This is a genomic window from Arthrobacter sp. DNA4, assembly GCF_024362385.1.
Classification (GTDB): Bacteria; Actinomycetota; Actinomycetes; order Actinomycetales; family Micrococcaceae; genus Arthrobacter.
The window spans coordinates 2,625,722-2,637,052 of record NZ_CP101466.1 but is presented as its reverse complement, the minus strand read 5'-3'; the positions used below and the strand labels follow the sequence as shown (position 1 = coordinate 2,637,052).

Here is an 11,331-nt window from a genome sequence, read left to right as displayed (position 1 = left end):
CCTGTACCCAGCGGGGAACAAGGAGGACACATGAAACTGAAGACTCTGGCATGGACCACCGCGGCGACGGTGGCCACCGCCGCGGCGGGCGGTGTTGCGACGGATCCCCGGAGCGGCTGGTACCTGAAGCTCCGCAAGCCGGACTGGCAGCCGCCCGCGATTGCCTTTCCCGTGGTGTGGACGGCCCTGTATGCGGACCTTGCCGTGGCGTCCGCCGCCGCACTCGACAGCGCGGCGGAGCAGGACAGGGCTGCCGACAGTCCGGGTCCGGTCAGGAAGGACCACAGCCGGGAACTGCGCGCCTACCGGGGTGCGCTGGCCGCCAACCTGGTCCTCAACGCTTCCTGGAGCTGGTTCTTCTGGCGCTCCCGCCGGCCGTGGCTGGCTGCTGCCGAGGCGGCGGTGCTGGCGGCCAGCAGTGCGGACCTGGTGCGCAGGACGTACCGGCTGAACCGGGTTGCCGGAGCATCGCTGGCTCCGTACGCGGCATGGTGCGGCTTCGCCACTGCACTGTCCACCGCAATAGCCAGGCTCAATCCAGCCAGGCCGTAGGCGGCCGGGCTGACCGGGGGAGGCCGGGCAGCAAGCACGCAGCCAAAGGGTCCGCAACCACTACATGTAGTGGTTGCGGACCCTTTCCTGTTAGCGGCAGGAGCACGGCGACACGCCGGAAATCACGACACGCGGAGTGTGCAAATGTGTTCAACTCCATCCACAGGGTGTGGACCCAGCCCGCAAAAATCCCGTGATCGCGGGCATTTTTCCGATCCCTGCCTGTGGATTAACGGTGCATTAAATGACATACTTGTAATACATCATCTTGGGGTTCCAAAGAGGCGTCTGCACTACATGTAGTATCTACATACAGCTGGACGGGGACACCGACCCAGCAGAAGAGTTCAACTAAGGGGACAGGGACAATGACCGTAACGGTTTACACGAAGCCTGCTTGTGTTCAGTGCAACGCCACTTACCGCGCGCTCGACAAGAAGGGCATCACCTACCAGAGCGTTGACATCTCCCAGGACGCCGAGGCACTCGAGCGCCTGAAGGCACTGGGCTACATGCAGGCTCCCGTTGTGGTCACCGACCAGGACCACTGGTCCGGCTTCCGCCCCGACAAGATCGAGGAACTCGCGCTCTCGGCCGTTTCCTCCGTGGCCTAGGAGCCACAGCTTTTCCTGACGGCAACCATCAACCAGCTGAGGTGACTCCCATGGCAGCACCAACAGCACAGCGAAGCGCTTCGCAACACCACGCGGCTCAGCGCGTGGAGGTGTCCCCGCCGGCCACTTCGCACCACCAACCGGAGCAGGTTGTCACGGACAGCCGGCTCATCTACTTTTCCTCGGCATCCGAGAACACCAGCCGCTTCGTCGCGAAGCTTGGCCGTGAGGTGGCCCGGATCCCGTTGTATGCAAAGGACGCACCCCTCCTCGCCACCCGGCCGTTCGTGCTGGTGGTGCCAACCTACGGCGGCACCGGGGGAGAGGGGTCCGTTCCCAAGCAGGTCATCCGGTTCCTGAACAACCCGCAGAACAGGCAACTGCTCCGCGGCGTCATCGGCGCCGGCAACACAAACTTCGGGGAAAACTACTGCATGGCCGCGGACATCATCGCCGCCAAATGCCAGGTACCCCACCTTTATCGATTTGAACTTATGGGAACGCCGGAAGACGTCACCCGGGTCAACCAAGGATTGGACACGTTTTGGACACGACTGTCGCAGACACAGAAGTAACCAGGGCCCAGAAGCCTGAGATGCCCGCCGCCTACAAGGGCTTGGGTTATCACGAGCTGAACGCCATGCTGAACCTCTACGGCCCGAACGGCGAAATCCAGTTCGACGCCGACCGCGAGGCCGCCCACCAGTACTTCCTGCAGCACGTGAACAACAACACCGTGTTCTTCCATGACCTGGAGGAGAAGCTCGACTACCTGGTGAAGAACCAGTACTACGAGCGCGAGACGCTGGACCAGTACACGATGAACTTCATCCGTGACCTGTTCAACCGCGCCTACAAGAAGAAGTTCCGCTTCGAGACCTTCCTGGGCGCCTTCAAGTTCTACACCTCATACACGCTGAAGACGTTCGACGGCAAGCGCTTCCTGGAGCGCTACGAGGACCGCGTCTGCATGGTGGCCCTGCACTTGGCGCGCGGCAACGAGCAGCTGGCCCTGCAGATGGTGGATGAGATCATTGACGGCCGCTTCCAGCCGGCCACCCCCACCTTCCTCAACGCCGGGAAGAAGCAGCGCGGCGAGCTGGTCTCCTGCTTCCTGCTCCGCATCGAAGACAACATGGAGTCGATCGGCCGCTCCATCAACTCCGCACTGCAGCTGTCCAAGCGCGGCGGCGGCGTGGCGTTCGCACTGACCAACATCCGCGAGGTGGGTGCGCCCATCAAGCAGATCGAGAACCAGTCCTCCGGCGTCATCCCCGTGATGAAGCTCCTCGAAGACAGCTTCTCCTACGCCAACCAGCTCGGTGCCCGCCAGGGTGCCGGTGCCGTGTACCTGCACGCGCACCACCCCGACATCTACCGCTTCCTGGACACCAAGCGAGAGAACGCGGATGAGAAGATCCGCATCAAGACCCTCTCGCTGGGCGTCGTCATCCCGGACATCACGTTCGAACTGGCCAAGAAGGATGAGGACATGTACCTGTTCTCGCCCTACGACGTGGAGCGCGTCTACGGCATGCCCTTCTCCGACGTCTCGGTCACCGAGAAGTACTACGAGATGGTGGACGATTCCCGGATCAAGAAGACCAAGATCAAGGCGCGCGAGTTCTTCCAGACCCTCGCCGAGATCCAGTTCGAATCCGGCTACCCGTACATCATGTTCGAGGACACTGTGAACCGGGCCAACCCGATCGACGGCAAGATCATCATGTCCAACCTGTGCTCGGAAATCCTCCAGGTTTCCCAGCCCACCACGTACAACGATGACCTGTCCTACGACGAGACCGGCAAGGACATCTCCTGCAACCTGGGCTCGCTGAACATCGCCAAGACCATGGACTCGCCGGACTTCGGCCTGACCATCGAGACGGCCATCCGGTCCCTGTCCGCAGTGTCCGACATGTCCAACATCACCTCGGTGCCGTCCATCGCCAAGGGCAACGACCAGAGCCACGCCATTGGCCTGGGCCAGATGAACCTGCACGGCTACCTGGCCCGTGAGCGGGTCCACTACGGCTCCGAAGAGGGCCTGGACTTCACCAACATCTACTTCTACTCGGTGGTGTACCACGCCGTCCGCGCCTCCAATCTGCTGGCCATCGAAACCGGCCAGACGTTCGGCGGCTTCGAGAAGTCCAAGTACGCCTCCGGTGAGTTCTTCGACAAGTACACGGAGCAGGAGTGGGTGCCGCAGACCGAGAAGGTCCGCGAGCTGTTCAAGAACGTGCACATCCCCACGCAGGCTGACTGGCTGGCGCTGAAGGCCTCCGTGATGGAGCACGGCATCTACAACCAGAACCTGCAAGCTGTTCCGCCCACCGGTTCGATCTCCTACATCAACAACTCCACCTCCTCGATCCACCCGGTGGCGTCCAAGATCGAGATCCGCAAGGAAGGCAAGATCGGCCGCGTCTACTACCCGGCGCCGTATCTGACGAACGACAACCTGGAGTACTACCAGGACGCGTACGAGATCGGCTACGAGAAGGTCATCGACACCTACGCCGCGGCCACCCAGCACGTGGACCAGGGCCTGTCCCTGACGCTGTTCTTCAAGGACACGGCCACCACCCGCGACATCAACAAGGCCCAGATCTACGCCTGGAAAAAGGGCATCAAGACCATCTACTACATCCGTCTCCGCCAGCTCGCGCTGGAAGGGACCGAGGTTGAGGGCTGCGTCAGCTGCATGCTGTAGCTCCAACTGAACCTTGACGTACGACGGCGGGCGCCCGCCCGCCGTCGTACGCTTTAACTTAGAGAATTACCCAACATTGAGGGGATGACATGACCGAGAAGGTCAAGCTGCTGAGCCACGTCGAGGCCATCAACTGGAACCGGATCCAGGATGACAAGGACGTGGAGGTCTGGAACCGCCTGGTGAACAACTTCTGGCTGCCGGAGAAGGTGCCGCTGTCCAACGACGTCCAGTCCTGGAACACGCTGACCACCGCCGAGCAGCAGCTCACCATGCGCGTGTTCACCGGCCTGACCCTGCTGGACACCATCCAGGGCACCGTCGGTGCGGTCTCACTGATTCCGGATGCGCTGACCCCGCACGAGGAAGCCGTGTACACCAACATCGCCTTCATGGAGTCGGTGCACGCCAAGAGCTACTCCTCCATCTTCTCCACCCTGGCCTCCACCAAGGAGATCGATGAGGCGTTCCGCTGGTCCACGGAGAACGCGAACCTTCAGAAGAAGGCGCAGATCGTCATGGACTACTACCAGGGCGACGACCCCCTGAAGCGCAAGGTTGCCTCCACGCTGCTGGAAAGCTTCCTCTTCTACTCGGGCTTCTACCTGCCCATGTACTGGTCCTCACGCGCCAAGCTGACAAACACGGCTGACCTGATCCGCCTGATCATCCGCGACGAGGCCGTGCACGGCTACTACATCGGCTACAAGTTCCAGCGTGCGCTGGAGACCGTCTCCGAGGAACGCCGCCAGGAAATCAAGGACTACACGTTCGAGCTGCTCTTCGAGCTGTACGAGAACGAGGTCCAGTACACCCACGACCTGTACGACGGCGTGGGCCTGGCCGAGGACGTCAAGAAGTTCCTGCACTACAACGCCAACAAGGCCCTGATGAACCTGGGCTACGAAGCGATGTTCCCGGCCTCCGTCACGGACGTGAACCCGGCCATCCTCTCGGCCCTGTCCCCGAACGCGGACGAGAACCACGACTTCTTCTCCGGGTCCGGTTCCTCCTACGTGATCGGCAAGGCCGTTAACACCGAAGACGAGGACTGGGACTTCTAACAGGTTGTGAGACTCCGACGTAACTGAGCAATGTCGCGGTTTCTGAGCAAAAGCGGCTTCATATGTGAGCATTGCTCAGTCGTGCTTGAGCGTGAGGTTCCGCGGAACCTGGCCATTTCTCGAGATAGGTGTTCACAATTCACGGTACTTGGCCAGCTGTTTATGCAGCTGGCCAAGTAGGTGATCAGCAGTTGTTGGCCGCCGTCCGTGAGGTACCTCGGCGGACTGGATGTCTAAGTTTGCCGCTGACTGCTGGGGCGGCTACGGCCACGGGCTCACCGGGGGCCATGGCGCCCCTTGAAACTATCGCATCAACCTACGCCCATTAGCGCGTGATAGCGCGAATGTGCTTCTCAATTGTGCGCTTATCGCCTACGGACGGTAAGCGCATGTGCTGAATTTTGTTACGAATAGGAAGAACTTCCAGCTTCGCGAGGGTCCATTGCTTGGAAGTTAGACCTCCCACCCTGGAAGTCTTAGAAACCTGTATAAGTAGATCGAGCAAATCGGACAAATCGATCCACCTCGCCGGATTTGGTAGTGAGCTTAGGTCCGGGCTGGGCGCACCATGCTCGGCAGTGAAATTCCGACGAATCTTCTCACTGTGCGCTTCAAGTAGCTCAACAAGTGCCTCGGCTGAGGGCGTCGATTCCACCAAAAGCGCTCGGGCTGTTCTCTCGAACTTGAATAGTGACCCAGCGATAGTGACCCATTGTGGGGGGGCGTCAAGGAAGCTTCGCTCTGCAATTTCGATGCAATCTTTGACGGTTGTATCAGAAACACCAGGCAGCAATTGGAAACAATCACTCTGGAAATCAACGCTGCCCAGTCCCGCAGCATAAAGGGTAGTCGCAACATTTGCCGGAATTTCTTCGTAAGGCGTCGTTCGAACTCCTCTGAGAAGAACGGCAGTCTCAAGCCAAGAAATGCAATCCGAACCGCACTGAATCATTGTGTCTGTGATTCGTTTCCTGAGGCGCCGAAGTGCGTCCTTGGTATTGGCTTTGGCTATGTCGGGGTACTGTTTCAAGATTTCTGATGCCGGTCCGGGCATACCCGCCGACAGTGACATGAGTTTCTTCATGTCTTGATCAGAACCGTGGTGCCGGAGTTGATCCGCCCTCCAGCGGTCTCCTATGTGCTGCACGCAGTCCGTGGCAAGGCTGGAACCGTCAATGGCGGGATAATGACTTTGTGGGGAATTGCTTGCGACGACCAATCGTGAACCTCGTCGAAGATGGTCAACCATAACTGGCCGTAGCTGTCTCATCCAAGTCTTGCCATGGGTCAGGCTCAACAAGACGTCGAAGTTGGTTACGATCAGAATATCTGCTTCCATACGTTGAATTGATGAGGCATCTAGGTCATGACTAGGCAATATTGGAAGCTTCAAACAGTCGATGATCTTGATTTCGTGGTTCCCAAGGTTTGAGTTGTTTAGACCCTGGATAAAGTCCTCGGTAGCATTTAGGGGCGATGAATGCCAGAAGAGGTGTCTCTTCACTTCTACGGATTCGAGGAGTGGCTGATACCAGGGAATGCTCATTTGCTTTTCCCCCTGAATTTCGAACCCAATTGTGTCCACTGCGCCAAAGCGATGTTCTGGCCGTCATCGATCAAAACGCCAAGATTTATCAAATTCGAGATTTCGTTCGAAAAGTCGTCTTCCAGTTCGTTGAAATTTGGGAGTTCGAGACCCAGTTCTAGTACTGAAAGCTCGTATGGGTAGAATCGGTTCAGGCTGTCAATCATTCCATCAACGAGACTGACGGCGGTCCTTCTCCACTGCCTAAAGCATTCTTGTACAAGCGCACCGGAAATTTCTCGGCTGGCGATGTCATTGGACAACTTAGCAGCGGCAAAGCAGGCAAGTGACCTTGTAAGAAAAACCTGCCCACCTGTGGCTGTGTATACCCGGCTCAGTGCGTCGTGTGTCCACCGAGCGGCCATTCTGGAGCCCAACGCTTGTATCATGCGATCAGACTCAGTCCGAGAGATCTCAGCTAGGAAAGTAGGCTTCGCCCAGGCAAAGAGAGGATTTTCTCTCCCATACAGTGTCGGGTACATTATCGGGGCCGTCGTTATGCCTGACAGTACTACGTTGAAGTTGCTGTTCTCTTGGACGAGGGCGCGAAGAGCACCGAAAAACTCCGGAACACCAGTTTGCACCTCGGACGTTTGAGTCTCCGCGCCGACTAGAGACTCCACCTCGTCCAAAGCTAGTACCACTGATTTTGTAGGGCCAACTCCACGTCTAAGCGCCGCACCAATGGCTTGGCGGAGATCTCCAACCGTCGAACAATTGGTTATCGAAGCCAGTTCATGCGTGCGCATGCCGTGCTTGCCAAACGAAATCTTCAGCTGATTGGCCACATCAGAGATGAGCTGAGGAATTTTTTGTTCGGCTCCGCTGGGTAGAACCTCGAGGTCTTGTAGAACGTAGAGACTGCCTTGAGGGTCACCCAAGACAAACAGCCTCCCCAATTCGCTCAAGAGGCTTGTTTTACCCGTCTTCCTCAATCCGAACACTCCGCACACTCGGCCTGATCTAAGCTCCGTGACGAGCCCGCGCAGCGTCTCGTGTCGACCGAAGAATTCATCACCTGAAACAGGGGTGGTCCTGTCATAGGGATTATTGCGTGCGGACGCTATTACGATCCGCGCTAACAAGTCTTGAGCCGCATCTTCTGGACTCCCGCCAGTATTGAGCGTTAGAACAGAATAAGTCTCTCGAAAGGTCCAGTCGTCCAGTTTCCGCTGTGCGTATATGTCCTTCGTGTGCAGCAAGTAAATCGCGTCGTTACGAGGTCTCTCGATGTCCTTTGACCTCATACCCTCTATGGTCCTGCTTTGCAGCTCATGATAGGGAGTGAAAGCGATGTGTATTCCGGAGTTCAGCCCGAGCATAAGTTGGAGAGGCGCGTTCAGTTCCATAACAGCATGCCAGACACCAGTCTGCTCGTCTTTCCTGGCGTAGGAGTAGTCGCATCCAAGAATAGCCATTACAGAACGGTGGAAAGCCGCGGCCGGAAAGTCCTTACACATCCTTTTTACATACCGGAGCGTGTCCTCGTTTCGAAGGATAAATGGCTGCGCGCGCAGTCGATCAATGAAATCTGCCACTATCTGATCACCCGCTCGAATCGTTGTATTGCAATGCTTCCATTAGAGTCCACGGGCGTCAGCGAAGCGCGGAGCCATCGACTCCATCTGCTCCATAACCAACTTGATGGCCTCCGGCTGCTTGTCCGGCGGGTAGCCGAACCGCACCAGAAGCCGTTTGATCGAGGAGCGAAGCTTCGCCCGGACGTCGTCGCGAACGGTCCAGTCAGTCCGCACGTCCCGTCTCATCACCGAGACCAGTTCCCGGGCAATGTCAGCCAGGACGCCTTCGCCCTGGACCTCCACTGCTGACTCGTTCTGGGCCACCGCATCGTAGAACGCCAGTTCATCCGAGTTCAGCGGGGGAGTGAAGTGCTCCCCACGCTTACCTTCCGCAGCGACCTCACGCGCCAGCTCAACCAACTCCGCGATTACCTCAGCGGACGTCAACTGCTGGTTCGTGTACTTCTTCATCAGCTCGGTGATCCGCTCCGAGAACGCCCGCTGCCGGATCACGTTGTTCCGGGTGGAAGATGCAGACTCGTCGGCTATCAGCTTCCGGAGAGCCTCGATGGCAAGTTGCGGGTTCCGAGCCTTCTGCGTCTTGGCGATGAACTCCGGCGTCAGGTCATCCAGGGACGGCTTGGGCATGCCGGCGGCATCCTAAATGTCCAACACCTCGCCGGAGGACGTCGCCGACGCAATCAGGTTCCCCAGCAGCCGCTGGATGTCCTCCGGGACGGGCTCACCGCTGGCCTGCCGGTCCGCGGCGTCGTACTTCGCCATCCAGACCCGGACCTCTTCGTACACCTGGATCTCCGGACGCAACTCAGCCAGCGTCTCGGAACCTGAGCACAGCGCCCACGCACGCGACAGCTGGCTGGAGAACTTGCGGTACTTCGCCGCAAGCGATTCCTCGCCCTCAGCCGGTTGGTTGCCTGGGGTCCCAGGATTGCGCAGGTAGCTGACCGCGCCGGTTACGGCGTTCAGGAATGACTTCGGCCCGCCCTTCATCCACACTGACTTCCAGTCGAAGCAGGCAAGAAGGGACCGAAGGGTCTCGACCAGTGACACCGTCAGACCAACAGCCTCATCAATGTTCTTGCCCACTGGCTTGTTCGCCCGGTCCGACTGCGTGTACTCGCCCAGCGCCTTCGCCAGGTTCTCCGCCAGCGGCGCATATGCCACCAGCAGCCCGTCCTCCTTGCCGCGGAACGTACGGTTCACGCGTGCCAGCGTCTGCATCAGCAGCGCGCCCTTGAGCGGGCGGTCCAGGTACAGGGTGTGCAGCGGAGGAGAGTCGTAGCCGGTGAGCATCATGTCCTTGACGATCACCAGCTCCAGCTCGTCGTCAACGTTCTTGAGCCGCTCTTTCACCTGAGCATTCAGCGAATCCCGGCGCACATGGTCGGACACCGGCGGCACATCGGTCGCGTCGCCCGAGTAAACCACCTTGATTTTGCCCTTCGACAGGTCCTCCGAATGCCAGTCCGGGCGCAGCTCCACAATCGCGGAGTACAGCTTCGCGCAGATCTCCCGCGTCCCGCCCACGATCATCGCCTTGCCCGGCGCTTCGATGAACTTGCCCATCCGCTCGCGCCGGTTTTCCCAGTGCGCCACCAAGTCTTCGGCCAGTGCTGCGATGCGCTGCGGCGCACCATAGACAGCGTTGACGACGGCGACACTCGCCTCGATGCGCGCCCGTTCCGTGTCGTCGAGCCCGAGGGTCAGTTCATCGGCGGATTTGTCCAGGTCCTCCTCCGTGACGCCTTCGGAAAGCCCCACCTTGATCAGCCGCGGCTCGAAGTACACGGGCACGGTGGCGCCGTCCTCCACCGCCCGCGAGAGGTCGTAGATGTCGATGTACTCGCCGAAGACGTCCTGCGTGTTCCGGTCGTCGAAGGAAATCGGAGTTCCAGTAAAAGCAATGAGGGTGGCGTGGGGGAGTGCGTCGCGCAGGTGCCGGGCGTAGCCGTCCAAGTCGTCGTAGTGCGAGCGGTGCGCCTCGTCCACAACAACAATGATGTTCCGACGGGCGGACAGCAGCGGGTGGTCGGCGCCGGCATCCTTCTCGGACTTGCTGCGGCCGAATTTCTGCAGCGTGGTGAAGTAGATGCCGCCGGTGGTCCGGTTGCTCAGCTCGTCCCGCAGTTCGGACCGCTTCCTGATCTGCCGGGGCGATTCGGCGAGCAGCAGGCTGCGGTCGAAGCCCTCGAACAGCTGACCGTCGAGCTCGTTCCGGTCCGTGATGACCACGACGGTGGGGTTCTTCAGCTTGGGCGCCCGCGCCACCATGTTGGCATACAGTTCCATTTCCATGGACTTACCGGAGCCCTGGGTGTGCCAAACGACACCGGCCTTGCCATTGCTCTCTACCGCCTCGATGGTGCTGGCCACGGCCTTGGTGACGGCGTAGTACTGGTGCGGCTTGGCGATCCGCTTGGCCAGTCCGCCGGATCCTTGGTCGAACGCGGTGAAGTTCCGGACCAGCTGCAGGAAGCGTTCCTGGTTGTAGAGGCCATCCAGCGCAGTGTCCAGGGCGGTGACCGCATCGCCATCGACCATGTAGCCCTGAGGGACAGGGACGCCGTCGTCGTCAACGTTCCATGGCGAGAAGTGGTTGAAGGAGGTGAACGGCGTTCCGTACTTGGCCTGGATCCCGTCGGTGGCGAGGGTGAAGACGCAGAAGCGGAACGCCGTGGGGAATTCATGGAGGTAGGTCTGGAGCTGGGCGTGGGCGCCGGGCAGGTCGGCATGGGCGCTGCCGGCCTTCTTGAGTTCGATGATGCTGACGGGCATGCCGTTGCAGTAGAGCACGACATCGAAGCGACGTTTGTAGTCGCCCTGCACCAGGGTGACCTGATTGACGGCGAGCCAGTCGTTCTGGTCCGGCGCCTGGCTCAGGATACGGATGGTGGGATTGGCTTCGTTGCCGTCGGAATCGATATAGGTCAGCCGGTACCCGTCGACGAGGCAGTTGTGGATGCGGTGGTTCTCGGCCATCGCGTCGTTCGACTTCGGTGAAGCGATCTCCGCTAGAGCCTGCTGGAGGTACTGGGCGGGAACATCTGGGTTGAGCTGCTGGAGGGCGGCGAGGAGCCGGGGCCGGATGAGGAGCTCGGCCCAGGATTCGCGTTCCCCCGTGCCGGGTGCAATCGAATGGCCCTCCAACGGCTTCCAGTCAAGCTCGCCAAGCCGCTCCTTCGCGGCGCCCTCCCAGTCAGCTTCTGAAAAGGCTACTGCTGGTGCTGTCACGGTGATTCCCCCACAATCGATTTGTTGT

Annotated in this window: 7 protein-coding genes and 1 pseudogene; 5 read left to right on the top strand and 3 right to left on the bottom strand. The window is 59.6% G+C overall.

The window, feature by feature from the left end; genetic code table 11:
• The first annotated feature begins 30 nt into the window (after positions 1-30).
• The 5 genes from NMQ03_RS12100 to nrdF all read left to right on the top strand — a co-directional run bounded on the left by NMQ03_RS12100 (position 31) and on the right by nrdF (position 4,946).
• On the top strand, positions 31-552 hold the full coding sequence (locus NMQ03_RS12100) for a TspO/MBR family protein (protein ID WP_255172412.1): 522 nt from the start codon (positions 31-33) through the stop codon (positions 550-552).
• Between the two features lie 368 nt (positions 553-920).
• Positions 921-1,166 (top strand): glutaredoxin-like protein NrdH, encoded by a 246-nt coding sequence (nrdH, locus tag NMQ03_RS12095; protein ID WP_013601222.1) that lies wholly within the window; start codon positions 921-923, stop codon positions 1,164-1,166.
• A gap of 104 nt (positions 1,167-1,270) precedes the next feature.
• A complete protein-coding gene (gene nrdI, locus NMQ03_RS12090) occupies positions 1,271-1,741 on the top strand; it encodes a class Ib ribonucleoside-diphosphate reductase assembly flavoprotein NrdI (RefSeq protein WP_255175598.1) in 471 nt (156 codons plus the stop codon).
• Between the two features lie 20 nt (positions 1,742-1,761).
• Complete coding sequence (gene nrdE / locus NMQ03_RS12085; RefSeq protein ID WP_255175597.1) at positions 1,762-3,882, top strand: class 1b ribonucleoside-diphosphate reductase subunit alpha; 2,121 nt, start codon at positions 1,762-1,764, stop codon at positions 3,880-3,882.
• A gap of 89 nt (positions 3,883-3,971) precedes the next feature.
• The gene (gene nrdF / locus NMQ03_RS12080) at positions 3,972-4,946 is read left to right on the top strand and encodes a class 1b ribonucleoside-diphosphate reductase subunit beta (protein WP_255172411.1); all 975 of its coding nucleotides are present in this window, start codon (positions 3,972-3,974) and stop codon (positions 4,944-4,946) included.
• A 325-nt stretch (positions 4,947-5,271) separates the two neighbouring features.
• Here nrdF and NMQ03_RS12075 read toward each other — a convergent pair whose 3' ends face one another.
• The 3 genes and pseudogenes from NMQ03_RS12075 to NMQ03_RS12065 all read right to left on the bottom strand — a co-directional run bounded on the left by NMQ03_RS12075 (position 5,272) and on the right by NMQ03_RS12065 (position 11,303).
• Positions 5,272-6,492, bottom strand: a complete 1,221-nt coding sequence (locus tag NMQ03_RS12075; RefSeq protein ID WP_255172410.1) for a hypothetical protein — start codon at positions 6,490-6,492, stop codon at positions 5,272-5,274.
• Positions 6,489-7,949 carry a hypothetical protein gene (locus tag NMQ03_RS12070; RefSeq protein ID WP_255172409.1) on the bottom strand — a complete coding sequence of 487 codons (1,461 nt, stop codon included), beginning with the start codon at positions 7,947-7,949 and terminating at the stop codon, positions 6,489-6,491. The genes NMQ03_RS12075 and NMQ03_RS12070 overlap by 4 nt, the downstream gene beginning before the upstream one ends.
• Before the next feature lie 162 nt (positions 7,950-8,111).
• Positions 8,112-11,303 (bottom strand): annotated as a pseudogene (locus NMQ03_RS12065) (type I restriction endonuclease subunit R).
• Positions 11,304-11,331 lie beyond the last annotated feature (28 nt).